Annotated in this window: 22 protein-coding genes and 1 tRNA gene; 14 read left to right on the forward strand and 9 right to left on the reverse strand. The window is 61.6% G+C overall.

All coding sequences use genetic code 11. From position 1 onward, the window contains the following. Nucleotides 1-13 precede the first annotated feature (13 nt). Complete coding sequence (locus Q6D67_RS11250; RefSeq protein ID WP_304705708.1) at nt 14-370, forward strand: EthD domain-containing protein; 357 nt, start codon at nt 14-16, stop codon at nt 368-370. An 84-nt stretch (nt 371-454) separates the two neighbouring features. Next, complete coding sequence (locus tag Q6D67_RS21800; RefSeq protein ID WP_370551952.1) at nt 455-802, forward strand: DUF1508 domain-containing protein; 348 nt, start codon at nt 455-457, stop codon at nt 800-802. Nucleotides 803-891: 89 nt separating this feature from the next. On the opposite strand, the gene Q6D67_RS11255 is transcribed toward Q6D67_RS21800, so the two are convergent. Together Q6D67_RS11255 and Q6D67_RS11260 are read right to left on the reverse strand one after the other, a co-directional pair. Further along, complete coding sequence (locus Q6D67_RS11255; RefSeq protein WP_304705709.1) at nt 892-1,032, reverse strand: hypothetical protein; 141 nt, start codon at nt 1,030-1,032, stop codon at nt 892-894. 250 nt (nt 1,033-1,282) lie between these two features. Further along, nucleotides 1,283-1,504 carry a hypothetical protein gene (locus tag Q6D67_RS11260; protein ID WP_304705710.1) on the reverse strand — a complete coding sequence of 74 codons (222 nt, stop codon included), beginning with the start codon at nt 1,502-1,504 and terminating at the stop codon, nt 1,283-1,285. Nucleotides 1,505-1,966: 462 nt separating this feature from the next. Here Q6D67_RS11260 and Q6D67_RS11265 point away from each other — a divergent pair, with 462 nt between their 5' ends. Then, nucleotides 1,967-3,130 (forward strand): acetamidase/formamidase family protein, encoded by a 1,164-nt coding sequence (locus tag Q6D67_RS11265; protein ID WP_304705711.1) that lies wholly within the window; start codon nt 1,967-1,969, stop codon nt 3,128-3,130. A gap of 188 nt (nt 3,131-3,318) precedes the next feature. On the opposite strand, the gene Q6D67_RS11270 is transcribed toward Q6D67_RS11265, so the two are convergent. From Q6D67_RS11270 to Q6D67_RS11285, 4 genes are all read right to left on the reverse strand, one after another. Then, entirely contained in the window at nt 3,319-3,867 is a 549-nt protein-coding gene (locus tag Q6D67_RS11270; RefSeq protein WP_304705712.1) for a hypothetical protein, read from the reverse strand. A gap of 49 nt (nt 3,868-3,916) precedes the next feature. Beyond that, nucleotides 3,917-4,711 carry a ubiquitin family protein gene (locus Q6D67_RS11275; protein WP_304705713.1) on the reverse strand — a complete coding sequence of 265 codons (795 nt, stop codon included), beginning with the start codon at nt 4,709-4,711 and terminating at the stop codon, nt 3,917-3,919. 78 nt (nt 4,712-4,789) lie between these two features. After that, nucleotides 4,790-4,865, reverse strand: a tRNA-Asn gene (locus Q6D67_RS11280). A gap of 89 nt (nt 4,866-4,954) precedes the next feature. Then, entirely contained in the window at nt 4,955-6,196 is a 1,242-nt protein-coding gene (locus Q6D67_RS11285) for a hypothetical protein (protein WP_304705714.1), read from the reverse strand. Nucleotides 6,197-6,344: 148 nt separating this feature from the next. Between Q6D67_RS11285 and Q6D67_RS11290 the strand changes: the two genes are divergently transcribed. Together Q6D67_RS11290 and uvrB are read left to right on the forward strand one after the other, a co-directional pair. Next, nucleotides 6,345-7,499, forward strand: a complete 1,155-nt coding sequence (locus tag Q6D67_RS11290) for a helix-turn-helix transcriptional regulator (protein ID WP_304705715.1) — start codon at nt 6,345-6,347, stop codon at nt 7,497-7,499. Nucleotides 7,500-7,601: 102 nt separating this feature from the next. Continuing rightward, nucleotides 7,602-9,620: an excinuclease ABC subunit UvrB gene (gene uvrB / locus Q6D67_RS11295; protein WP_304705716.1), complete on the forward strand. Its 2,019-nt coding sequence runs from the start codon at nt 7,602-7,604 to the stop codon at nt 9,618-9,620. On the opposite strand, the gene Q6D67_RS11300 is transcribed toward uvrB, so the two are convergent. Both Q6D67_RS11300 and pdsR read right to left on the reverse strand, forming a co-directional pair. Next, entirely contained in the window at nt 9,613-11,673 is a 2,061-nt protein-coding gene (locus tag Q6D67_RS11300; protein ID WP_304705717.1) for an ATP-binding protein, read from the reverse strand. The two genes, uvrB and Q6D67_RS11300, sit on opposite strands and share 8 nt — an antisense overlap. A gap of 3 nt (nt 11,674-11,676) precedes the next feature. Continuing rightward, nucleotides 11,677-12,369, reverse strand: coding sequence for a proteobacterial dedicated sortase system response regulator (gene pdsR, locus Q6D67_RS11305; RefSeq protein WP_304705718.1), 693 nt, complete (start codon nt 12,367-12,369; stop codon nt 11,677-11,679). Nucleotides 12,370-12,538: 169 nt separating this feature from the next. Between pdsR and Q6D67_RS11310 the strand changes: the two genes are divergently transcribed. Both Q6D67_RS11310 and Q6D67_RS11315 read left to right on the forward strand, forming a co-directional pair. Continuing rightward, on the forward strand, nt 12,539-14,707 hold the full coding sequence (locus Q6D67_RS11310) for a marine proteobacterial sortase target protein (RefSeq protein WP_304705719.1): 2,169 nt from the start codon (nt 12,539-12,541) through the stop codon (nt 14,705-14,707). Further along, entirely contained in the window at nt 14,685-15,362 is a 678-nt protein-coding gene (locus tag Q6D67_RS11315) for a class GN sortase (protein WP_304705720.1), read from the forward strand. The genes Q6D67_RS11310 and Q6D67_RS11315 overlap by 23 nt, the downstream gene beginning before the upstream one ends. On the opposite strand, the gene Q6D67_RS11320 is transcribed toward Q6D67_RS11315, so the two are convergent. Then, nucleotides 15,308-15,754, reverse strand: a complete 447-nt coding sequence (locus Q6D67_RS11320) for a host attachment protein (protein WP_304705721.1) — start codon at nt 15,752-15,754, stop codon at nt 15,308-15,310. The genes Q6D67_RS11315 and Q6D67_RS11320 overlap by 55 nt on opposite strands. A 99-nt stretch (nt 15,755-15,853) precedes the next feature. On the opposite strand from Q6D67_RS11320, the gene Q6D67_RS11325 reads away from it, so the two are divergent. The 7 genes from Q6D67_RS11325 (at nt 15,854) to pheT (ending at nt 24,345) form a co-directional block, all read left to right on the forward strand. Next, nucleotides 15,854-17,035 carry a DUF3667 domain-containing protein gene (locus Q6D67_RS11325; protein WP_304705722.1) on the forward strand — a complete coding sequence of 394 codons (1,182 nt, stop codon included), beginning with the start codon at nt 15,854-15,856 and terminating at the stop codon, nt 17,033-17,035. Nucleotides 17,036-17,168: 133 nt separating this feature from the next. Further along, entirely contained in the window at nt 17,169-19,100 is a 1,932-nt protein-coding gene (gene thrS, locus Q6D67_RS11330; protein WP_304705723.1) for a threonine--tRNA ligase, read from the forward strand. Then, nucleotides 19,057-19,632: a translation initiation factor IF-3 gene (gene infC / locus Q6D67_RS11335; protein WP_370551953.1), complete on the forward strand. Its 576-nt coding sequence runs from the start codon at nt 19,057-19,059 to the stop codon at nt 19,630-19,632. The genes thrS and infC overlap by 44 nt, the downstream gene beginning before the upstream one ends. A gap of 58 nt (nt 19,633-19,690) precedes the next feature. After that, on the forward strand, nt 19,691-19,885 hold the full coding sequence (rpmI, locus tag Q6D67_RS11340; RefSeq protein WP_163493898.1) for a 50S ribosomal protein L35: 195 nt from the start codon (nt 19,691-19,693) through the stop codon (nt 19,883-19,885). Between the two features lie 29 nt (nt 19,886-19,914). Continuing rightward, a complete protein-coding gene (gene rplT / locus Q6D67_RS11345) occupies nt 19,915-20,271 on the forward strand; it encodes a 50S ribosomal protein L20 (protein WP_163493897.1) in 357 nt (118 codons plus the stop codon). Between the two features lie 640 nt (nt 20,272-20,911). Then, entirely contained in the window at nt 20,912-21,925 is a 1,014-nt protein-coding gene (gene pheS / locus Q6D67_RS11350) for a phenylalanine--tRNA ligase subunit alpha (protein WP_304705724.1), read from the forward strand. Between the two features lie 20 nt (nt 21,926-21,945). Further along, nucleotides 21,946-24,345 (forward strand): phenylalanine--tRNA ligase subunit beta, encoded by a 2,400-nt coding sequence (gene pheT / locus Q6D67_RS11355; protein WP_304705725.1) that lies wholly within the window; start codon nt 21,946-21,948, stop codon nt 24,343-24,345.

The raw sequence follows: 24,345 nt of genomic DNA on the forward strand, positions 1-24,345 counted from the left end.
AGGAAGATTATTCATGTTTAAGGCCATTTTTCTCCTGAAGCGAAAGCCGGGAACATCGTTTGAAGAATTCAAGGAGTATTACGAATCCACCCATAGGAAATTGGGGGAGCGAGCGTTGCCGACGGCCAAAAAATATATCCGCCGTTTTCTAACGCCTTATCCGGAGCAAGAGACCGTCGAAAGGCCCGAAACCGAGTTCGATGTGATAACGGAAATCTGGTTTGAGGACAAGGACGCTTTTGAAAGTGCAGTTACTGCCCTGGCGGCGCCTAATCTGCAAGCTGAGATTGTTGAAGATGAGTCTAGGTTTATGGATCGGAGTAAAATATCACTCTTTACCGTCGAGGAATTTGAGTCGACCATTGATTGAGGGCAACAAGCCGGACTCGGATTGTGACGTACTCGAGTCCGGTAATTTACGCTGGTTTTCACGACGGTTTTCGGCTCCGAAAGTATGTCTAGTCGATTTAACATAAGATCGTGTGCGGATGGTCTATTTTTCTTTGAGCTCCAAGCCTCGAATGGTCGAGTATTGGTCACTAGTCGAGCGTTCAGAAGAAAGCAGGCGGTCTTAGAGGCATTGAGAGGTTTTCAGTGTGCAAGTAACGATAGTTTCATCTACCTGTGTTCCGAGCAAAGCTCAAGAGGTTTCAGTTTCTACATAACGAACGGTTTGGGTAAAAAAGTGGCATTTAGTGAGCCATACTCAAATAGGTGGGCGTTAAAGCAAGGCATCGAAGCTGCTAAATCTAACGCAGCATCGGCAAGGATCATTGATCTTAGCGATGTATCGCCCCTCTAGAAATCACAAGCTCTCTTGGTTTCCGCTTGCTGATATGGCGAAAGGGAGCCTGTAGGTGAGCCTGAAAGTAGATCTGTGTAAACCACACCTCACGCCGCAGCCGATTCTTCCTTGGCATCGACATTCTCCGCGTCTTCCGGTGCCAGCTCTGCCACCCTGGCTTCCAACTCCGCAACCTTGCGCTGCAATTCCGCGTTCTCTTTCTTGCTCTCGCTCAGCGTTTTTTGCAACAGGTCGGCCGCGCTGGTCTTCTCCGCCAGCTTCTTCTTGCTCGCGTCGAGGTTCTTCTTCAGGGTTCTACCCCACTTCTACGGACGGCTCTAAAACGGGCATGGACTTCCCCTGGTTCATGGAGACTTCTAGCCTATTCTGTGGACTTCCCCCTGATTCGGCGCCTTCGGTGAGTGAGTCAGGGTAGTAGCCTGAGATGAGGCAGCTGAATCCATTGGCTAGAGGCGCTAATTTGGCACCAGCTAACAACTAGCGCTTGTTTTTTTCATCACGACGAGCCCTTTTGGTCAGCGGCCTGCCGTCTGCACCAATAGTACTTTTGGGCTTCTCGCCCTTGGCAGTCTTTGACGCTCGGCTAAGAGCAATGAGTCGCAGGGTTTCGTCATCACGCAATTTGATCGCGTTTTTTTCCAGAGTATCCAGCTCTTCGAAGCTGTACACGTCGTTCTTGAGCTTCTCTATTCTGTTCATATTACGCTCGATCGGGGTCTGTTAGCTGTAACGCTCGCGACCTGATCTTACAGCTATCGGCCCGAATCAGTAACCCCGGTCACCTCTCAAGCAGCAGCCGATTCTTCCTTGGCATCGACATTCTCCGCATCTTCAGGCGCATCGGTAACTTCAGCCTCAGACCCAGCCACCCTGGCTTCCAGCTCCGCCACCCTGCGCTGCAATTCCGCGTTCTCTCTCTTCGTCTCGCTGCGATTGTGCAGCTCACGGCAGCGCTGCTTAGTTTTCTGGCTGTCGCAGAAATAGGCGCTGAGTTACAAGCTCTGTGATGACAGCTTGAGCGGGAGTTCTGCACTATACTCTGGCTTCGGGTCTGCAATTTCACAGCGAGGTGTGCGCATGAAGAAGCGGCATGTTTTCCGAAAGTTGTCTGGTCTGCTGGCAATACTCGCGCTATCCAGCCCCACCAGCGCGGAGGTTGTATTGGGCGACCGCAGCGTGCCCTGCGCCGAGGATTCCGCCTGTATTAACCGGCTACACCCCGATATTCCGATGGTGGCCACGGCCGATCCCGGGGAGCGCATCGTGTTTGTCAGCCGGGACGCCTTCGACCTCACCCTGGACCCCGATGAATTTTCCAGCGCCCCTGCGATACCCAGGGAGGGGACAGGTATCGTTCATGCACTGACCGGTCCCGTCTCCATTCGCGGCGCAAAGGCAGGTGACGTGCTGGCAGTCAAAATTGAGTCGCTGGAGCCCGCCGAAGTCGGCTGGACCGAGGCCGGAGCGTTCGGCTTCGCCGGAGAGCAATTCGGCAGGGACAAGCGTTTCATCGTCTGGCGTATCAACAAGGATTACGCGGTGAGCGATGCCCTGCCCGGAGTGCGGATTCCGAACGCGAGTTTCCCTGGTGTTATAACGACGCTGCCCAGCGAGCGCTTGCTTGCCGACATACTCAGGCGCGAGAGAGAGCTTTTGGAGATCGGCGGCGCCGGACTGGACCTTGATCCGAACGAAGCCCAGCCTTCGCTATTGTGCGGGTCCGAGGGTACGAAGGCGGCAGAGTGCCTGCGCACCATCCCTCCGCGGGAGCACGGCGGCAATATGGATATCCGTTACATGACTACGGGTACTACCATATACCTGCCCTGTTACATTGATGGCTGCGGTCTGGCCGTTGGTGATTTCCACTACGCTCAGGGTGATGGGGAGGTATCTGGCACGGCCATCGAAATGGGGGGGACACTTACCGTGACCACCCGCGTCGTGAAGGAGGGCCCGGACCTTTCTCATGGTCCGCATTACGAAGGGGCCGCTTCGGTTCTGGGAATCCCCTCGGAGCGCTTTTACGCCGTAACTGGCTTCCCGCTTAAGGAACCCGGCAGCATACCCGCGAACATGGCGTATCTGGATTCAGACCGAATTGCGGGTCTTAGTAATCTCTCGGCTGATCTCCACCTGGCGGCGCGGAACGCGCTCGCCGCCATGATCGATTACATTGTGTCGGAGTACGGTTATGACCGGGCGCAAGCGTACATTATTGCCAGCGTTGTGGTGGACATGCGTATTGGTCAGCTAGTCGATGTCCCGAATGTCGGTGTCACTGCGGTATTGCCGTTGGATATTTTTGTGGAGAGGGGGAAATAATCAGTCGGGGTTGAACGCGGTCATTTACTTGTTGCTGGCAGACCACGCACGGCGACTATTTCCCTTCCTGTCGACAGTTCGAGTTGGGTAGAGGGCTAGTTCCAGAGCAATCAGCGTCAGCCCAGATTGCCCGTGGCTACTGCAAAGCTTTTGTCGTGCAGGCCCTTGCCAGTAACCTCAGTCACCCCTCAAGCCGCGACCGATTCCTCCTTGGCCTCGTCACTCTCCGCATCTTCCGGCGCCAGCTCCGCCACCTTGGCTTCCAGCTCCGCAACCTTGCGCTGCAGGTCAGCGTTCTCTTTCTTGGTCTCACTCAACGTCTTCTGCAAGGTATCGGCCGCGCTGGTCTTCTCCGCCAGTTTCTTCTTGCTGGCGTCGAGGTTCTTCTTCATGCGCACGGGATCGAATTGCGTGAGCGTCTTGTTCTCCTCGCGCACCGCTGCCAGATCCTTTTGCAGGCTTTTCACGCGCTGCTTGCTCTCGTCGATCTCTGCCAACAGCTTCTCGCAACGATTGTGCAGTTCGCGGCTGCGCTGCTCGGCTTTCTGGCTGTCCGTCGCCTTGCCGGTCAGCTCGGTGATGGTCTCCAGTTGCTTGTCGACGGCGGCTTGGAGTTCTGACTCTCTGGCGGTAAGGCGGTCGATCTCGGCGGTCTTCTTGTCGAGCTCCTGCTGATACTCGGCGCGGAGATCGTTCTCGAGTTCCATGATTTTTTCAAGTTTGTTGGCTGTAAGCATAATGTCCTTGTATCTCGTGTGAGTGGATGACCTTGGGGTCCTGGTTTGGTTATTGGTTCTTTAACTGACGCATGCCGAAAAGCGCCAGCAGGCCAGTCAACAGCACCAGCCCTGTAATAGGCAGCGTCGGTACGGCTGTCGGCGGTGCTGCTGGTTCATCGGCAGGTATGCCGACCCCCGCGGGATCGACGATGACACCGTTGCTGCTGCCGTCGGCGTCTTTCGGCCCACCGTCGGTTACGGAATAGCTCAATACGCTCCCGCTGATGGTGGCGCCTGCAATTGGCGTCCAGGGGTCGGTCTTCCACGCGGTGGCGTCTGCAGGCAGTGCCTCGCCGTAGTCTATGGCCACGTCAATCACTGCATCGTTTTCGCATCCATTCACGGTAAAAGCGACCACGCCATAGGGAAAATCAATGCCCTCGGGTGGATCGATGGCCGCGGTGAACACGGGGTCAGTGTCAAATGTGCAGTTCGCATCTGCCGTGGTAAAACTGATGGTTCCCGCGCCGCCGCCCGGCAGTTGGCCAGCAAACTCGCGCCGGAGGGCCGCAAGAAGATGCAGCGTGGATTCCTTCTGGATGTTGTAGTCAGACAGTGTGCGACCGTCTTCGAGTACCTTTCCCGCAAACACCAGCCGCTGCTGCTCTGGCGGGATGCCTTCTTTTTCCTGGATTTTCGATTTAACGTTCTCGATGGAGTCGTTGGGTTCGACTTCGAGAGCGATGTTCTTGCCCGTGAGCGTTCTGACGAAGATCTGCATCGCATTGGCGTTGACGGCGCTAAATGCCAGCAGGAGGGCCAGCAGGAAACGCGGTGGGAGTGTGACCTTGGACTTTTTCAACGATAGGCTTCCAGGCGGCTCTGGGCATACAGAAAAAAGGGGTCACATCGCTGTAACCCCTTGATTTTTTTCTGAATATGGCTCCGCCTGCTGGGCTCGAACCAGCGACCCATTGATTAACAGTCAATTGCTCTACCAACTGAGCTAAGGCGGAATGGTGGTAACCGAGGCCGCGTATATTAATGATGAGCCCCGGGCAGGTCAACCGTCCGGGGCGTCTTTTTTGCCGGTCAGACAGAAGTTCTAGTGGGCCGCTACCGGGAACCATCCTCCGGTGATGATGCGGGTGCTGCTGCCGGTGGCAATGTCATAGCGGTAGATGTCGGTAGACTTGCGGGCATGCATGCTGTGGACGATGACGCCGGGCTTCAGCCAGGCGGCACCGAATCGCGCTCCCACGATCTGTCTGCCGTCTGTATCACTCAGGCACTGTTGCCATGCATCCGGGCCATCCACCGCCACAGGCATGAGACAGTTCACGTCGACCACCGAACCATAGTATTCACCTCTTCCGGGCTCGGAAACGAAATGCCGCAATAGTATTTCTGCGTCTGGCAAGACAGGGCTCGTTGACGCTATCCGAGGATCGGAACCAGAGGAGTAGCTACTGATGACGCTATAGGCCAGTACGTCTGGGTCGCTACCGTAGTTCGACCAGTAGAGAACCCCGCCGAAGCCATCACCGGACGGTCCGCGCAGCTTGAAGTTGGCGAACAGAGACTCCGGGGCGCCTGCAGAGAGCCCGAACACCGGCGAGTCCAATCGCAGGCTCACATTATCATCAGCGGTATCAAGGCAATCATCGTCCGCATAGCACAGTGAAAGATCCGCCGGGACCAGTGTGACCGTAACTGGCCCATGGGGGAACTCGTCCGACGCCCACTTCACCAACTGGATGTCGGAAGTCGCAGACTCGCCCACTTCGATCCAGTCCCGGTGCAGGAGGGTCGCATAAACACTTCCGTCCTCGTCTAGCCTGACATCGCCAGGGAGTCGCGTATAGGTCGGATCGGGGACGTTGTCGAAAGCGGATACCAGCTGCTGCGGGTCGCCCACGCTCAGAGCGCCGCTCTCCTTGTCCACCGAAAAACGCAGTGCCCAGATTTCATGAGCGACCCAGCCGAGGTCGGGGTCTCGCTCTGTCCACAGGATAATGCCCTCGTCGCTGGCACTGTCCAGATGGTAGGCAAGACGCTCAGGAACCGCATACTCTCTACTTGTGAGCAGTGTGAGGCTGCACCCCTCGCTGCTGGCGAGCATGATGTCTTCACCGCCTTTGGAGTTTTCTGTGCGGTAGACAAAAGCGGCAGCCCGATCCTGGCACACCTCCGGTGAAGTATCTCCGCCACCATCGCTGCCGCCGTCGTCACCCCCGCCGCCTTTGCCACCCCCTTTTCCACTGTTGCCCTGCGCATAAACGGGCACCGCCGCCAACAGTGTGACGGTCAATACACAGGCAATTGCATTCCGACTCCACATAGCCATCTCCCCTGCTTGGTCTTCTTCAGCTTTATCCTAGCAACACTGTGCATTTGCCGCATGTCCCATATTGGACACAAAACGTCCATTTTTCGGAGGATGAACTATATTACCTGGAGCCTGGAACAACACAGAACAACAGGAGCAGCGCTCCATGGGGAACCTGACAAGCAGCGTGCGCTTTCGACAGATTGTCGATCAGCTGTACGAGGGCATCGAGCACGATGACGCGATGTCCCGGGCTCTGGATCTTATAGGGCGGCAGGCGGGGATGTTGATATCGTCCTGCGAGAGATTCGATCTCGCGACCGGCCAGTTCAGCACCCTGGTGCATTCCGGAAATGAGCCCGGACACCCGGGATTCCGCTTGCTTGAGGACCGTGCCCGAGAGCTCAACCCCTATTACAAGCCCGAGGTGGTGACGGGCCTGGTCGGCGAGGCCCGGTTTGCCAGCGACGTGTTGCCCCAGTCGGTAGTACGGCATACCGCTTACTACTCCGAATATCTTGGCCCTCTCGGGGTAGGCGATATTGCCGGATACTTCTTCGAGACGGACCCCGGCGTGCTTTACTGTCTCAGTTTCCCGCGCGACGGGAGCGGTGTTTTTCCCGACCGTGACCGCACCCTGTTCAGGGAGCTGGCACCGCACATCTTCCGGGCTTTTTCCCTGCGACATCAGCTGCTGGCGGCTCGGGAAGAAAAAAGCATGCTGGAAAGCGTGCTGGAGCAAAACCGGCACGGCCTGCTGTTGCTGGACGACCGGGGGCAAGCCTTCTGGCGCAATTCCGCCGCGGACAGCTTGCTGGCGCGCAAGGATGGCCTGGACCTGTCCATGGGGTCGCTGACGCTGTGCCATACCGGTGAGAACCGGCAGTTTCAGCGCCTGCTGCGGCAGCAGCTGGCAGCCTGTTCCCTGGAAAGCCGCCTGCACCGGGCGTCCGCCTATCATATTTCACAAACGTCAGGGCTCACGCCCTATACCATCAGCCTGCATCCTCTCAACCGGGGTCAGGTTGGGGCGGCGTCCGGTCGCGGCAGACTCTGCGCCGTGGTGGTTGATCCTCTGCGCCAGCACGAAGTGACGGTGGGGCAGTTGATGAGACAGTACGATCTCACCCTGGCGGAAGCGAATGTGGCCGTTGGCGTGGGATCGGGTTTGGATCTTGAGGTGATTGCCGACCAGCAGCGACGGAAGGTGTCCACGACGCGCAATTTACTCAAGCGCGCGATGCGAAAAACCGATACCCACCGCCAGGCTGAACTTGGCGCGCGTATCTGGGCCCTGTCCCTGCCCGTCAACCTGCCCTGAGGCCGACGGTTCACCGGGCTGGTGGGGAGGTGAGTGCTGCTGCAATTCTCTTTCGACTGCACCATAATACCCGGTTCGTTGTAGAGCGCAGGTCCCCACTCCATGTCAAAACGGTTCAAGGTTCATTCCAGCTACTCCCCGGCCGGGGACCAGCCCAAGGCCATCCGCGAGCTGGTGGAGGGGATCAATGCGGGCCTGGCGTCGCAGATCCTGCTGGGCGTCACCGGGTCGGGCAAGACCTTCACCATGGCCCACGTAGTGGAGCAAATACAGCGCCCGACCATTGTCATGGCGCACAACAAGACCCTGGCCGCGCAGCTCTATGGCGAATTCAAGGAATTCTTCCCGGACAACGCGGTCGAGTACTTCGTCTCCTACTACGACTATTACCAGCCCGAGGCCTATGTTCCGTCCTCCGATACGTTCATCGAGAAAGACGCCTCGGTGAACGAGCACATCGAGCAGATGCGCCTGTCCGCGACCAAGGCCCTGCTTGAGCGGGAGGACTGTCTGGTGGTGGCAACGGTGTCCGCGATCTACGGGCTGGGTGACCCGAAGTCATATTTCAAGATGATCCTGCACCTGTCCCGTGGCGAGATGATCGACCAGCGCCAGGTGCTGCGGCATCTGGCGGACCTGCAGTATACCCGCAACGATGTCGACTTTCATCGCGGCACCTACCGGGTGCGGGGGGATGTGATCGACATTTTTCCGGCGGACTCCGAGCATGAGGCCGTGCGGATAGAGCTGTTCGACGAGGAAATCGAAAGTATCTACTTTTTCGACCCGCTGACCGGCGCGGTCGAACGCAAGGTGCCGCGGGTGACGATTTTCCCCAAGAGCCACTACGTGACGACGCGGGATGTCATGCTGGACGCGGTGATCCAGATCGAGGTGGAACTGGAGCAGCGGGTAAAGCAACTCAAGGACAACGACAAACTGGTGGAGGCCCAGCGCCTGCAGCAGCGCACCCGCTATGACCTGGAGATGATTCGTGAACTGGGCTACTGCAACGGCGTGGAGAACTACTCCCGCTATCTGTCCGGCCGCGGTCCCGGGGAACCGCCTCCGACGTTGTTCGAATATCTGCCGGACAATGCCCTGGTGATTATCGACGAATCCCACGCCACGGTTCCCCAGATCGGCGGCATGTACCGCGGCGATCGCTCGCGCAAGGAGACGCTGGTGGAGTACGGGTTTCGCCTGCCTTCCGCGCTGGACAACCGGCCGCTGCGGTTCGAGGAGTGGGAGCAGCTGGTGCCGCAGGCGCTGTTTGTGTCCGCGACACCTGGCCCCTATGAACTGGAACATGCGGGACGCACGGTAGAGCAGGTGGTGCGTCCCACCGGCCTCACCGACCCCGAGATTGAAGTCCGGCCCGCGAGCAGCCAGGTGGACGATCTGCTGCAGGAGATCCACAAGAATGTCGCCCTTGGTGAGCGGGTACTGGTGACGACCCTGACCAAGCGCATGTCGGAGGACCTCACCGAATATCTGGCGGAGCATGGGATCAAGGTGCGCTATCTGCACTCGGATATCGAGACGGTGGAACGGGTGGAGATCATTCGCGACCTGCGCCTGGGTGAGTTCGATGTGCTGGTGGGCATCAACCTGCTGCGGGAGGGCCTCGACATGCCGGAAGTATCGCTGGTCGCCATTCTGGACGCGGACAAGGAGGGCTTCCTGCGCTCGGATCGCTCCCTGATCCAGACCATCGGCAGGGCGGCCAGGAATCTGAATGGCCGCGCGATTCTCTATGCGGACAAGATCACCGGCTCCATGGAGCGGGCGATGGCGGAGACCGCCCGTCGGCGCGAGAAGCAGGTCGCCTACAACCTGGAGCACGGGATAACCCCGGTCGGCGTGTTCAAATCGGTGCAGGACATCATGGAAGGCGCCCGCCGCATGCCGACAAAGGCCAAGGCCAAGGGGCGCAAGGTGGCGGAGGAGTCTCTCGCCTACAGCACCGAGGTCGCCAGCCTCAGCCCCGCGGCCCTGGCCCGCAAGCTGCAGCAGATGGAGGCCAAGATGCAGGAACACGCCCGCAACCTGGAGTTTGAGCAGGCAGCGGCAATGCGCGACCAGCTGGCGCAGGTACGCCAGCTCGCGTTCCTCAGCTAGCCGCGGGCAGAACCAGGGTAAACACGGCGCCCTTGCCGTCATCACGATTTTCTGCCTGCACGCTGCCATGATGGTAGTCCGCGACCAGCTTGACGACATACAGCCCCAGTCCCAGGTGCACCGACTCGGCGGCGGTGCGCTGCCGCAGCGATACCATGGCCTCGAACAGGCGCCCCTGCATGTCGCCAGGCAGGGGCGGCCCCGTGTTGCTGACAGCCAGTGCCCAGCTCCGGTCCCTGGGTGTCAGGCTGACCACGATGTCGCTGCCAGTCGGTGCGAATGACGCGGCGTTGTCCACCAGTTTGTCCAGTGCCTGCACCAGCAGGTCAGCGGCGCCGCGGACAGGGGCGGGGCCGGGCGGGCAGTGGAGCACCAGCCTGTGGTCGGGATAGATGCCGCGATAGGCTGCGCACACTTCCTGCACCAGCGGCACCAGGTCCAGCACGATGTGCTCGCGCTGACCGATGCTTTCTTCCAGCCGGCTGGCTTCGGTCATGGCGTTGAGGATGTGACTGAGCCGCTCCAGCCCTTCCCGGGCTCGACTGACGTAGACGCTGTCTCCCGAATTGTCCTGAACGGAGCCGAGATTATCCAGCGAAGACTGGATCACGGCGATCGGGGTACGCAACTCATGTGACAGTTTGCGGCTCAGGGTGCGCAGGTATTCATTGTAATCATGCAGTTCATCCAGCAGGCGGGCATAGCTGCGGGACAGGTCGCCGATTTCGTCCCGGGCGCGGCTGCGGGGAAAGTGGGCCAGCTCCATGCCCTGACTGCCCAGCACCCGGTCGGCGGCGCGGCTCAGCTTGCGGATACGCCAGGACAGCAGGCTGGCGAAACCCAGCAGACCCAGTGCGGCAACACCCAGGACCAGCAGGCTGTAGCCCAGCAGGCGACTGAAGGCGCGGTCGGTCAGGGACAGATACTGTTCGCTACCTTGCTGTACGACCACGGTACCGATGACGGTGCCGCGTTCGCGTATCGGCGCAGCCACGGACAGGGTTCTGCGGCCCGGCGTATTGGTGCGGTACCAGCGCTGTTCGGGGTAACCCCTGAGCGCGCCGCTGATTTCCTCGCCGCTGACAGTGCCGGTAAGCGCCGGTTCCGGCTGGGTTTCCAGGGCCGGGTCCGCGAGTATCCGGCGGTAGAGTGCCCGCAACAGCCAGAAGGTTGTCGGTGCAGCGGCGTCGCCAGGGTCGGAGGTGGCGGCTACAGTAGTCAGCAGCCGGGCGTGCCGGTCGGTCACCAGCAGGCGCTGCCCGCCACCTGCGAAGCGGGCCAGCTGCGCCGCCAACTCAGCCGGCGGATAAATCAGCCACGGTGGTGCGGCCTGGAGCAGGGGGCCGGTGTTGCCCGCGGTGCGCCAGCCGCGACTGCGGTGGCTGGCGACATCAATCGCGTACAAACCCAGCCGCCCGCCGGTGAGGGCCAGGGGCAGGGCCAGTTCAATCGCGTAGCCCTCGGCGGTATCCTGCCAGTAGCCCCTGATCCGGGTCGCCTCCGCACCCGGATGACGTCTGCCTGCGTACTGCCCCGCCACGCTGCCCGGGGCCGGCGTGGCGATCACATATTCCTGGCGCCGGCCGTCCAGCCAGGTGACGAGCATTAGCCGGTCACCGTTGGGCTCTGGACTCAGGCCCGGGTCGTGGTAGGTGACGCTGTCATCCCTGATCTGCAACATCAGGTACAGGGTGCCCCCGCGGACACCCGCGCGGTAGTGTAGCGACGGCACCCGAATATCCAGATTTTCGAACGTGCCCTGGATCGCTTCCGGCCAGCCGTCTTCGTAGCCGTCCAACACCGGGTCCAGCTCGAGTGCCGGGGCATAGATCGACCCTTCAAGGTTATCCGCTGAACGCAGGCGCTCCGGGTGGGGGTAGAGTAACCGGGGCTGGTCCGACAGGCTGGCGGCGATGGCATCGGCGGTGGCGGCGAGAGCCCGTCCCTGACCTTCGCGCAGAGCGCCTTCCATCTCCCGCAGAAATTGGCATCCCGCCCAGGGCAGGGTCAACAATAGCAGGCTGACCATGATCAGCTGGCGACGCAGGCTCAAAGGTCAGTCACCGCGCCAGCGATAGCCCATGCCATAGGCCGTTTCGATCGCGCCGAAACCAGGGTCGAGGGTTTCAAACTTGCGCCGGACCCGTTTGATGTGCGAGGTGATGGTGTTGTCGTCAAGGACCACGTTGGCGCTCTCCATCAGTTGTTGCCGGTTCTTGACGTGGCCGGGGTGGCGGGCGAGGGTGTGCACCATCCAGAATTCGGTGACCGTCAGCGGCACGGGCTCCCCCTGCCAGTGTGCGGTCATCCGTTCCAGGTTCAGCGTCAGTGCCCCCTGGGCAATGATGTGCTCGCGCAGTTCCGGTTCCCGCAACGCCCGCATCCGGCGAAACAGGGCCACGATGCGGGCGAGCATGTGCGCCTGGCTGATGTCTTTGGTGAGGTAGTCATCCGCGCCCAGGCGCAGGCCGGAAATGATGTCCAGCTCGCTGTCCCGGGCGGTCAGGAAGACGATGGGCAGCTCCGGTGACTGGCTGCGCAGTTCGCGGCAGAGCTCAAACCCGCCCTCGATATCGTCCCCCAGGCCGACGTCAATGATGGCGAGATCCGGCAGCTGGCGCAGGAACGCAGCGCTGGCGCTCTGCCGGTCCCGGTGCACGGAGACCTGGAATCCCTGGCGCTGCAGGGCATCGCGGTAATTCGCTGCCAGCGCGGCTTCGTCTTCGACAATGGCAATATGGTGGGGCATGCAGACTGGTACCGGGGCCCGGAAAGCCGCCATGGTTCCAGAATCCCGGGATGCACTCAAGCTGCTGCCACAATTCGCCATGATTGCGCAGCACCCTGCCACACCAGCGCCACCGCATTGCCAGCCCCGAGCGCTTCAATACTCTCGTCTTCAATTGCGGGAGAGTAGCGTGAACACCACCAGATCCAGACTCAATTCCTTGCCCAGGCGGCGCCCGGTAGCGCCTGGCCTGTGGTTCTGTTTCCGGCTGTTGCCGGCACTGACGGTTTGCCTGCTGAGTTGCATACTGCTCAATGCCAGCGTGGCGCGGGCGGCAGATGATGTCCCGGGGGCAGGGGAACTAATGTTGCACAGCCCCGGTCTGCCGCCCGCGCCCGCGCTGATGCAACGCAGCGCGGTGCAGGTGAGCATCTCCGGCATGGTGGCGGTGGTTACTCTGGAGCAGAGTTTTCGCAACACCAGCGAGCAATGGGCGGAGGGTGTCTATACCTTTCCCTTGCCGGGGGAGGCCGCAGTGCGAGCATTGGAAATTCGAGTCGGTGAGCGGCGGATTGTGGGCGAGATCCGCGAGCGACATGAGGCCGAGGCGGTGTACACAGCGGCCCGGGATGCAGGCCGCAAGGCCAGCCTGGTGGCACAGCAGCGCCCCAATCTTTTCAGCAACCGCATTGCCAACCTTGCCCCTGGCGAGACCATCGCGGTCAAGCTGGAGTTTGTGCAGCCGGTGAATTACACAGCGGGGGTGTTCAGCCTGCGCCTGCCCATGACCCTGACGGCGCGCTATATCCCGGGCCGTCCACTTGGCGACAAGCCGGAGAGTACTGATCCCCTGCCGTTGCCCGACTATCTTGGGCGTTTCCTCTGGACAGACGAAGTGCCTGATGCGCCGCTGCTGGCAACCCTGCAGCACCCCCGGGCTGGCTCCGATGCCGCACCGCTGAATCCGCTGACCATTGCGGTTGAGCTTGACCCGGGAATGCCGCTGGCCCGGGTCGATAGCCCCTACCACGAGATGCGTCTGCGCCGGGACGGCAGCCGCTACCATCTGCAGCTGGCGCGGGGCAGTAGTGAAATGGATCGGGATTTTGTCCTCAGCTGGGAGCCGGCTACCGGCAGTCGACCGCAAGCTGCATTGTTCACGGAAAAGGTGGCCGGGGAGCATTACGGCCTGCTGCTGGTGGTGCCGCCCGCCCTGGCCGAAAACCTGGAAAACCGGGCGCGGGAACTGGTCTTTGTGGTCGACACCTCCGGCTCCATGGGCGGCGTCCCCATTCAGCAATTGCGGGAAAGTCTGGTCGCGGCGCTGGACGGACTGCGGCCCGGGGACAGCTTCAATATTATCGCTTTCGATCACAGTTACCGGACGCTGTTTGCCGATGCCATGCCGGTCGATCGACTGGCACTGAAGCGGGCGCGGATATTTATCAGTGAACTGCGCGCGGCCGGTGGTACCGAAATGCTGCCACCACTGCGGCGGGCACTGGCCTCCTCGCCTGCTGACGACAGCCGCGGCCGACTGCGCCAGGTGGTCTTCATGACCGACGGTGCAGTGGGCAATGAGCAGGCCATCATCGACACCATCGTCGCAGAGCTGGGTGACAGCCGTCTGTTTACACTGGGGCTGGGTTCCGCGCCCAATAGCTGGTTTCTGCGCAAGGCGGCGCAGCTTGGACGCGGCCGCCATCTGCGGATTGGCGACCATGCGGAGATCAGCGCCCGGGTAGGGCTCCTGCTGGAGTACCTGGCCGCCCCGATGCTGACAGATATCAGCGTGGAGTGGCCGCAGGCGGTGGCGGATGCCGGCGGTCCGGTTCCCGACCTCTACGCCGGTGCACCGTTGCTGCGGCTGGTGCGCTTCAATATGCCCCCGCAGCCCGGCGTGATCAGGGTTTCGGGCGAGCTTGCAGGGCTGCCCTGGCAGCAAGCGTTGGCTCTGGAAGCTGGCGACGAGGTCGCGGCCAGCGCGCCCGGCGTGGCCAGTCTGTGGGCGCGGGAGCGTATTGAGCAGATCCTCGACCAACGCTACCAGGGCCGGCATGAGGACAGCGTACGCGCTGAGGTGCTGGCGGTAGCGCTGCCCCATCGGCTGCTCAGCCCCTATACCAGTTTCGTCGCCGTCGAGCAGCAGGTGTCTCGTCCCCAGGGCATACCCCTGCGATCGGTTGCGGTGCCCGGCACCCGGCCGCGGGGCCAGAGCCCGCAGGCTTATGCCTACCCGCAAACGGCAACCACCGCCGCGGCCAAGCTGTTCCTGGCTTGCCTGCTGCTGTTCATCGCCCTGCTGTTCTGGGTCATGCGCGGCCCGGAGGCGGACCGTGTTCCCGATCAGCCTCGGTAGGCGGGTGCGCCACCTCGCGCTTGCGGGCCTGTTGCTGCTCGCGGGCTGGCAGTTGGCGGGCGCCGGCTGGATCCACGGCAAGGCGCTGCTGGCCCAGCAGCTGCTCGGCCGGGCCTGGCTGGAATCCGCTGCCACCGGTGTGGCTCAGAAGCCATGGCCCTGGGCCGACACCTGGCCGGTCGCCCGTTTGCGGGTGCCGGGTCTGCAAGTGGAGCAGTATGTGCTGGCGGGGACCAGCGGCCAGGCACTGGCCTTTGGGCCGGGGATGCACGAGGCGTTTGCCGGCGGTGCTCGCAACTGGACCGTGCTGGCCGGGCATCGCGACACTCATTTCGGGTTCCTCGGGGCACTCGTGCCCGGCGTGCGGCTATCCCTGGAGTTGCCAGATGGGGAGTTGCGGGATTACCAGGTGCAATCAAGCCGGGTGGTGGACAGTCGCGTTGAACGCCTGGACCCGCCACCGGTGGACAGACCGCACCTGCTGCTGGTTACCTGTTATCCCTTCGCCAGCGTGGCGGCAAACGGTCCGCTGCGCTTTGTGGTTGTGGCCCGGGCGGTCTATGGCTTCAGCAAGGCGACCAGTGCGTCGCCTGGGGCCACTCACGCCAGCGGGTCCAGCTTCGCGACCAGGTCCTCTTCATCCAGGGCGGTATAATCCTTGCTGACATGTACCGTCGCCAGCCTGGCAACGTGTTCGTTCAATTGCTGGTTCAAAAGGCCGAGGAAGTGCGGCGAAGCCACCAGGATCAGGTTGTCGTAGCGGTTCCTGGTACGCCCTTCATTCAGGTGTTGGGCCAGCTCCGCTGCGAAGCGCTCGTGCTCATAATCCTTGGGGTTGGTAGGCTCCGCGAAGGCTCCGCGATTGGCGCCCTCCATGCCCTGGGATGTGGTCTGGAAATGCCCGGGCCGGTCGGAACTGAGGTCTTCATTTTTCTCCCGACTCTGGGGATGGGTGAATTCCTCCAGCAGGTTGAGGGTGCGGGGGCGCGCCTGAGTGGCAAACAGCCGGGCGCGGCTGGCGTTGGCAACAAGTAGCCAGGTGCTCATGGACTCTCCTTCAGTGACTGCCTTCCCCCTGAACTATAGCGCACTCTGCCGAGTATCGCTGCCCCTGCCTCGCCCTCCCCACAGCCGCCTGGATCGTGTATGTTATGGCAAAAAAACGGGGGCGACGGGATGACCGAGGAGGAGCCTGCCGGCGCGCAGGCGCAGTGCCAGAACTGTCGGGCCAGCCTGCTGGGGCCCTATTGCCACCACTGTGGTCAGCCTGCCAAACCGGTGGTCCGGTTTTTCGGGACCCTGGTAGTAGAGTTCCTGCAGGAAACCATCAGCCTGGACTCCCGCGCCATGCGCACGCTGGTGGCGTTGCTGACGCGGCCGGGATTCCTCACCAACGCCTACCTGCGTGGCCGGCGCAAGCGTTTTGTGCCACCGCTACGCCTCTTCCTGTTCACCAGCCTGGTGTGCATTTTCGCGATCTGGCTGCTGAATGTCACCAGTGACCGGGATCTGGTGGTCGGTCCCGGCGGGGTGCTGACGCTGAACGGTGAGCTCAGTCCGGAGCAGCGCGAGCAGCTCGGAACGCGCATGGCCGACGAGCGGCTCGAGGAACTGGATCCGGCGCAGCGCGCCGAAATCGAAGAGCAGCTGGATCGCCTGGAAACGATACTCCAAAGCGGCGCGCGCGCGGCCGGCCGCGACACTGCCCAGCAGCCTTCGGCCGGTAATGACCCCGCCACCGCCGAAGCTGAACCTGCCGGGCCGGAGCCCCGGAGTTCAGGTGTCAACTTTACTGATGGAGAGCTGACCGTCGATGTGCCCTGGCTGTCGGAGACGAACAATCGACAACTGGAAGCCCGGCTGCGCAAGAGTATCGCCAAGATCAGCGAAGACCCGGACGATTTTCTCAGCGACCTGCTGGAAAACATCCCCCAGACCACCTTGCTACTGGTGCCGCTGTTGGCGCTGCTGATGAAGCTGGTCTATCCCTTCACCGGTCGCTATTACGTGGAACACCTTATTCACGCCCTGCACGGGCACGCCTTCCTGTTCCTGACGGTACTATTGCTGATCGGGCTGGATGTGGGGGACCGCCGATTATCGGTGGCCGCGAGCACGCCCCTGCAGTGGCTGGGCGAACTGCTGGGAATGGTCGAAGCCCTGTTGCTGCTCTGGGTGCCGATTTACTTTCTGCTGTCCCTGCGAGCGGTCTACGGGCAGTCCTGGGGCTTGACGGTGTGGAAGGGCTTCTGGCTCTGGCTCTGCTATTGCTTCCTCTTTTTCTTCGCCCTGGTCAGTCTGCTGCTGGTCAGCGTACTTGTCAGCTGAAGCGCCAGCTGTGCTATACTGCGCGCCCTGAATTTACCGGTTCGGGAAAACCACGAACCTCAGCCCCCGATCCCTGATTGCAGCTGACTCACGTGGCCTTTAGTAGGGGCCACCACTGACAAAAGGAAAGCGCATGCCCGCGATTACCCTGCCTGACGGCAGCCAGCGCCACTTTGACCAAGCCGTTTCCGTACACGATGTAGCCACTGCGATTGGCCCCGGCCTCGCCAAGGCCGCCCTGGCCGGCGTGGTCAACGGTCGCGAGGTGGATACCTCTCATGTCATTGAGCAGGATGCCAGCCTGGCCATCATCACCGAGCGCGACGAAGCTGGCCTGGAGGTCATCCGCCACTCCACCGCCCACCTGCTGGCGATGGCGGTGCAGGAACTGTTCCCCGGCACCCAGGTGACAATCGGCCCGGTGATTGAGGACGGCTTTTATTACGACTTCGCCAGTGGCCACCACTTCACTCCGGAAGACCTGGAAAAGATCGAGCAGCGCATGCAGCAGATCGTCGAGGATGACCTGCCGGTGGAACGTCTGGTAATGAGCCGCGAACGTGCTGTCGAGCTGTTCCGCAACATGGGCGAGCACTACAAGGTGCAGATTATCCAGGACTTGCCCGAGGGTGAAGAGCTCTCCCTCTACCAACAGGGTCCGTGGATGGACCTCTGCCGCGGCCCGCACGTGCCCAACACCGGCAAGCTCAAGGCCTTCAAGCTGACCAAGGTGGCCGGCGCCTACTGGCGTGGCGATTCCAGCAACGAGATGCTGCAGCGGATCTACGGTACCGCCTGGGCCAACAAGAAGCAGTTGCAGGAGTACCTGACCCGGATCGAAGAGGCGGAGAAGCGCGACCACCGCCGGATCGGCAAGAAGCTGGGGCTGTTCCATACCCAGGAAGAGGCGCCGGGCATGGTGTTCTGGCACCCGGACGGCTGGACCCTGTACCAGGTCATCGAGCAATACATGCGCCAGGCTCAGCGTGCCCATGGTTACCAGGAGATCCGCACCCCACAACTGGTGGACATGTCCCTGTGGGAGCGCTCCGGCCACGCCGACAAGTTCGGCGACGACATGTTCACACTGCAGTCCGAGGAGCGCCAGTTCGCGGTCAAGCCCATGAACTGCCCCTGCCACGTGCAGGTGTTCAACCAGGGCCTGAAGTCCTACCGGGAGCTGCCGCTGCGCCTGGCCGAATTCGGCAGCTGTCACCGCAACGAGCCCTCGGGCTCCCTGCACGGGATCATGCGGGTGCGTGGTTTTACCCAGGACGATGCACATATCTTCTGCACCGAAGACCAGATCCAGCCTGAAGTTGCCAGCTTCATCGACTTCCTGCACGCGGTGTATGCGGATTTCGGCTTCAGCGAAGTTATCTATCGGCTGTCGACGCGTCCGGCACAGCGGGTCGGTTCGGAGGCCGACTGGGACCGGGCCGAGCAGGCGCTGGCACAGGCTCTGGACGCCCATGGCCTGCCCTGGCAGGAACTGCCGGGGGAGGGCGCTTTCTACGGCCCGAAGATTGAGTTTTCCCTGAAAGACTGCATCGGCCGGGTCTGGCAGCTGGGTACGATGCAGGTGGACTTTTCCATGCCGGGCCGTCTCGGCGCCCAGTATGTGGCGGAAGACGGCTCGCGGCAGGTGCCGGTTATGCTGCACCGGGCCATCCTCGGCTCCTTTGAGCGTTTCATCGGAATTTTGATCGAACACTACGAGGGCGTGTTCCCCACCTGGCTGGCCCCGAACCAGGCAGTTGTGTTGAATATTACCGACAAACAGGCCGAATATGCCCGGATTGTGGAAGATTCCTTGAAAAACAAAGGCTTTCGGGTCCATTCGGACTTGAGAAATGAGAAAATCGGCTTTAAAATTCGCGAGCACACAATTCAGAAGGTTCCCTACCTGTTGGTGGTGGGGGATAAAGAGGTTGAAACACAGACTGTGGCCGTGAGGGCCCGTCGTGGCGAGGACCTGGGTTCATTGAGCCTGGACGCGCTGGCAGCGCTGCTCGCGGACGATGTGGCACGTCGCGGCCGTATTGCATTGGAGAATCAGCATTAAGAAAGATATCGGCAAGGGCGCCTCCAAGAAAGCCCTGATCAATGACCAGATTACGTCAGACCCGGTGCGCCTTATTGGCGCCGACGGTGAACAGGTAGGCATTGTGTCTTTGCGAGAGGCACTGGCGGCGGCGGAAGCGGCCACCATGGACCTCGTGTTGATAGCTGATTCAGAGCCCCCGGTCTGCAAGGTGATGGACTATGGGAAGCATGTGTTCGAGGCCAAGAAACAGAAGAATCTGCAGAAGAAGAAGCAGAAGCGGACACAAGTAAAGGAAATGAAGTTTCGTCCAGGGACGGAGGAAGGAGACTACCAGGTAAAACTACGCAACCTGGTGCGTTTTCTGGAGCAAGGCGATAAGGCCAAGGTCACGCTGCGGTTTCGCGGTCGTGAAATGGCTCACCAGGAAATCGGCATGGAGCTACTCAAGCGGGTAGAAGCTGATCTGGCCGAATTGGGCGGTGTCGAGCAATTTCCGAAAATGGAAGGGCGACAGTTGACTATGGTGATCGCACCAAGGAAGAAGAGCTAGGGCCCGTGAATGCCCTTTTTCTTCACTTTTAATTGATGCCAATGCGGAGTATCTGACGATGCCAAAAGCGAAAATTCACAGCGGGGCTGCCAAGCGTTTCAAGAAAACGGCTGGCGGTTACAAGCGCAAGAGCGCTTACAAAAGCCATATCCTGACCAAGATGACCACCAAGCGCAAGCGTCAACTGCGCGGGACCTCCATGGTCCACGCCAGTGACAAAGTGCACGTAGACCGCATGTTGCGGGCCTGCTGACGGTTATCATCCAGTATTAGGAGAAGACTATGCCCCGCGTAAAACGTGGTGTTACGGCTCATCGCCGTCACAAGAAAATCCTGAAACAGGCCAAGGGCTATTATGGCGCCCGCAGCCGTGTGTTTCGTGTAGCCAAGCAGGCTGTTACCAAGGCAGGCCAGTACGCCTACCGCGACCGCCGTCAGCGCAAGCGCCAGTTCCGGGCGCTGTGGATCACGCGTATCAACGCCCAGTCCCGCGCCAACGGCCTCAGCTATAGCCGCCTGATCAATGGCCTGAAGAAAGCCGAAATCGGCCTGGATCGACGCGTCCTCTCGGACCTGGCGGTGCATGACAAGCCGGCTTTTGCAGCGATAGTGGAGCAAGCGAAGGCCGCACTGGCCTGAGCCCACCCTGGCCGCGCTTCGGCGCGGATCGCTGGCTACATTTGCAAGACCACGAAAGGGAAAGGGCACTGCTCTTTCCCTTTTTTGTTTGGTTTTTGGTTGGGCAGTGAATTGTCGTCCGGGCAGGCGGTGGGGACCTGGCCGGACACGCCGCAAGTACGTCCGTGTAGGCTCGGCGGCGGCCGTCCATGGCCGCCGACGGTCCGGCCAGGCCCCCACCGCCCGCGCCGGACTACCTTCGGCGCGTTGAAGAGGCACCAAACAAGAATTTGCTGGGGGTGGTGGGTCTGGCACGAGGGTAGTGGCAGTGGCTTGTATGGCCGACCAGTGGCGGATGTGGCACTGAAGGGAGCCTCGAGGGGGCAGGGTGGGGGTTTCGGGACCGTTGAGCGCATGGATGCGCGATACGAGCCTACATGGACGTATTCACGGCGCGCCCCGAAACCCCCACCCGGGTGGGGGTTTCGGGACCGTTGAGCGCATGGATGCGCGATACGAGCCTACATGGACGTATTCACGGCGAGTCCCGAAACCCCCACCCTGGTCGCTCGAGGCGGCGTAAGAACGAAGAATCCAGCTCGCACGGACTCGGGACTATATTATCCCCGTCCACCAGGACATTGACAGCGGAATCGAACAGATGGAAAACCTGAAACCCCTCGCCGAGGAAGCCAAGGCCGCGATTGCCGCCGCCAACGACAGCGCCACGCTGGAACAGCTGCGGGTCGATTTCCTGGGCAAGAAAGGCCGTGTCACCGAGCTGCTCAAGGGCCTGGGCAAACTGTCGGCCGAGGAGCGCCCGGCAGCGGGTGCGCTGATCAACGTGGCCAAGCAGGAGCTGCAGGACCAGATTGCCGAGCGCAAGGCGGTGCTGGAAGCGGCGGCGGTCACCGAGAAGCTGGCGCGGGAGACGCTTGACGTTACCCTGCCGGGGCGCGGCCAGAGCACTGGCGGCATCCACCCCGTGACCCGTACCATCGAGCGCATGGAGGATTTCTTCGGCGCGGTGGGCTTTGAGGTGGTGGAGGGTCCGGAGATCGAGGATGACTACCACAACTTCGAGGCCCTCAACATTCCCGCCCACCACCCGGCGCGGGCCATGCACGACACCTTCTATGTCGACCCGACCACGGTGCTGCGAACCCACACCTCGCCGGTACAGGTGCGGGTGATGGAGAACAACCAGCCGCCGCTGCGGGTGATCTGTCCGGGGCGGGTGTACCGTTGCGACTCGGACCTGACCCACACGCCCATGTTCCACCAGGTCGAAGGCCTGTTGGTGGACGAGCGTTCCAGCTTTGCTGACCTGAAGGGCCTGATTGAGGATTTCCTGCGGGTGTTCTTCGAGAAGGATCTGGAGGTGCGGTTCCGGCCCTCCTATTTCCCCTTCACCGAACCCTCCGCGGAAGTGGACATCCAGTGCGTGAACTGCGGTGGCTCGGGTTGCCGCGTGTGCAGCCAGACCGGCTGGCTGGAAGTCATGGGCTGCGGCATGGTGCATCCGCGGGTGTTGGAGACGTCGGGCATAGATGCGGAGCGCTACACCGGCTTTGCCTTCGGCATGGGGGTGGAGCGGCTGGCGATGCTGCGCTATGGCGTCAACGACCTGCGCCTGTTTTTTGAAAATGACCTGCGCTTCCTCGAGCAGTTCTAGTAGACCACGGAGACAGATCAGTGAAAATCAGCGAACAATGGCTGCGCGAGTGGGTTAATCCGCCGCTGTCCAGCGACGAACTGGCCCACCAGCTCACCATGGCCGGCCTGGAAGTGGATGCCCTGGAGCCGGTGGCCGGCACCTTCAGCGGTGTGGTGGTAGCGGAAATCACCCACGCCGAACAGCACCCGGATGCGGACAAGCTGCGCGTCTGTACGGTCAACATGGGCGCAGATACAGTGCAGATTGTCTGCGGCGCGCCCAACGCCCGGGTGGGGTTGAAAGCACCTTTGGCCCGGGTCGGCGCGGTACTGCCGGGGGACTTCAAAATCAAGAAAGCGAAGCTGCGCGGCGTCGAGTCCCAGGGCATGCTTTGCGCAGAGGCCGAATTGGGCCTTTCCGACGCCAGTGAAGGTTTGATGGCGCTGCCGGCGGATGCTCCCGTGGGAACCGATCTGCGCGACTACCTGCAGTTGGATGACCACCTGATTGAAATCGGCCTCACCCCGAACCGGGCCGACTGCCTGGGCATCGCCGGCATTGCCCGCGAGGTCGGCCTGCTGAACGGCCTGCCGGTGAACGAGGTCAGCTGCGAACCGGTGGCCGCCGCGGTCGAGGACACCTTCCAGGTGCAGTTGGAGGCGCCGGAGCGCTGCCCGCGCTATGTCGGCCGGGTCATCCGGAATATCGATATTTCGCGCCCGTCACCCCTGTGGCTACAGGAAAAACTGCGCCGCTGCGGCCTGCGCAGCATCGATGCGGTGGTGGACGTCACCAACTATATCCTGCTCGAACTGGGCCAGCCCATGCATGCGTTCGATCTGGATCGGCTGCAGGGCGGCATCGTGGTGCGTACCGCGCAGGCGGGCGAGAGCCTGCCACTGCTGGATGGCCAGACTGCCGAATTGCGCGACGACACGCTCGTGATTGCCGACCATGGCGGTCCGGTGGCGATGGCCGGAATCATGGGCGGTGAGCCGACTGCGGTGGGCGAGGGCACAAGCCACCTGTTCCTGGAATCGGCGTTCTTTGCCCCAGGGCCCCTGGCGGGGCAGGCTCGCAGCTATGGCCTGCACACGGATTCCTCCCACCGTTTCGAGCGCGGTGTGGATTTCCGGCTGCAACGCAGCGCCCTGGAACGCGCCACCCGTCTGTTGCTGGATATCGTAGGCGGCGAGCCCGGTCCGGTGATCGAGGCCGTAGCTGAGGCGCAACTGCCCGTGCGCCCGGACGTGGCGCTGCGTCGCGCGCGCATTCCCCGTCTGCTGGGCTTCGAGCTGGCGGATGCGGATGTCGAGCGGATCCTGACCGGGCTCGGCCTCGGGGTGACCGCAACCGCCGAAGGCTGGCTCTGCAGTGTCCCCAGTTGGCGTTTCGATATCAGTATCGAGGCCGACCTGCTGGAAGAGCTGGCGCGGGTGTATGGCTATAACCGCCTGCCGGTCAGCCATATCCAGGCCGCTCTCGTCATCCCCCCGAAACCCGAGTCGCGCCTGTCCCTGCGCAGTTTGCGTCGCCACCTCTGTGCCCGCGGCTACCGGGAAGCGATCACCTACAGCTTTGTCGATCCCAGGCTGCAGCAGTTGTTCGACCCGGCGGTGGACCCTGTTGCCCTGGAGAACCCGATCTCCGCGGAGATGGCGGTGATGCGCAGCAGCCTGTTGCCCGGCCTGGCCAGCGCGGTCCAGCGCAGCGCCCATCGCCAGCAGAGCCGTGTGCGCCTGTTCGAGACCGGTCTGCGCTTTATTCCGGGCGCCCCGGGAGCGGGCCTGGCGGGGCTGCGACAGGTGCCCACCCTGGCGATGATGATCAGTGGCCAGCGCTTTGCGGAGTCCTGGTCAGTGGCGTCCGCGGCCGCTGATTTCTACGATCTCAAGGGCGATCTTGAAAGCCTGCTGGGGCTCGGGCGCTGCCAGGGCGAGTTTGCCTTCCGCGCGGCCGAGCACCCCGCCCTGCACCCGGGCCAGACTGCTGAAATAACCCGAACGGGGCAGGTGGTGGGCCGGATCGGCGCTCTGCACCCGGCGGTGCTCGCGGCGCTGGACATCAATGGTCCGGTGCTGGCCTGCGAAATGGACCTGGATGCCCTGCTGGAAGGCGAGCTGCCTGCGTTTGGCGAATTGTCGCGCTTCCCCGAGGTTCGCCGGGATTTGTCGGTGTTGGTGGACAAATCCGTGCCTGCAGCTACCCTGATGCAGAATGTCACCGCAGCGGCGGGAGCTTACCTGCGTGAGTTAAGGTTGTTTGATGTCTATGAAGGGAAAGGCATTGATCCTAAAAGAAAAAGTCTTGCATTTGGTTTGACTTTCCGGGATCAATCACGCACTCTAAGTGACGAAGTGGTGAACCAGGCCATGGATCAAGTGATTGATTCCTTGGAAAAAAACTATAACGCTGAGCTCAGGAACCAGGCACTGTAG

The organism is Haliea sp. E1-2-M8, from assembly GCF_030649675.1.
Taxonomy (GTDB): domain Bacteria; phylum Pseudomonadota; class Gammaproteobacteria; order Pseudomonadales; family Halieaceae; genus Haliea.

Excerpts from the sequence above, each read along its gene's own strand:
- Q6D67_RS11320 (WP_304705721.1), bottom strand. The coding sequence starts at position 15,754 with ATGAGCACCTGGCTACTTGTTGCCAACGCCAGCCGCGCCCGGCTGTTT.
- rplT (WP_163493897.1), top strand. The coding sequence starts at position 19,915 with ATGCCCCGCGTAAAACGTGGTGTTACGGCTCATCGCCGTCACAAGAAA.
- uvrB (WP_304705716.1), top strand. The coding sequence starts at position 7,602 with ATGTCAAAACGGTTCAAGGTTCATTCCAGCTACTCCCCGGCCGGGGAC.
- Q6D67_RS11250 (WP_304705708.1), top strand. The coding sequence starts at position 14 with ATGTTTAAGGCCATTTTTCTCCTGAAGCGAAAGCCGGGAACATCGTTT.
- Q6D67_RS11290 (WP_304705715.1), top strand. The coding sequence starts at position 6,345 with ATGGGGAACCTGACAAGCAGCGTGCGCTTTCGACAGATTGTCGATCAG.
- Q6D67_RS21800 (WP_370551952.1), top strand. The coding sequence starts at position 455 with ATGTCTAGTCGATTTAACATAAGATCGTGTGCGGATGGTCTATTTTTC.
- Q6D67_RS11285 (WP_304705714.1), bottom strand. The coding sequence starts at position 6,196 with ATGGCTATGTGGAGTCGGAATGCAATTGCCTGTGTATTGACCGTCACA.
- thrS (WP_304705723.1), top strand. The coding sequence starts at position 17,169 with ATGCCCGCGATTACCCTGCCTGACGGCAGCCAGCGCCACTTTGACCAA.
- pheS (WP_304705724.1), top strand. The coding sequence starts at position 20,912 with ATGGAAAACCTGAAACCCCTCGCCGAGGAAGCCAAGGCCGCGATTGCC.
- pdsR (WP_304705718.1), bottom strand. The coding sequence starts at position 12,369 with ATGCCCCACCATATTGCCATTGTCGAAGACGAAGCCGCGCTGGCAGCG.
- infC (WP_370551953.1), top strand. The coding sequence starts at position 19,057 with ATGTGGCACGTCGCGGCCGTATTGCATTGGAGAATCAGCATTAAGAAA.
- Q6D67_RS11260 (WP_304705710.1), bottom strand. The coding sequence starts at position 1,504 with ATGAACAGAATAGAGAAGCTCAAGAACGACGTGTACAGCTTCGAAGAG.
- Q6D67_RS11270 (WP_304705712.1), bottom strand. The coding sequence starts at position 3,867 with ATGCTTACAGCCAACAAACTTGAAAAAATCATGGAACTCGAGAACGAT.
- Q6D67_RS11325 (WP_304705722.1), top strand. The coding sequence starts at position 15,854 with ATGTTATGGCAAAAAAACGGGGGCGACGGGATGACCGAGGAGGAGCCT.
- rpmI (WP_163493898.1), top strand. The coding sequence starts at position 19,691 with ATGCCAAAAGCGAAAATTCACAGCGGGGCTGCCAAGCGTTTCAAGAAA.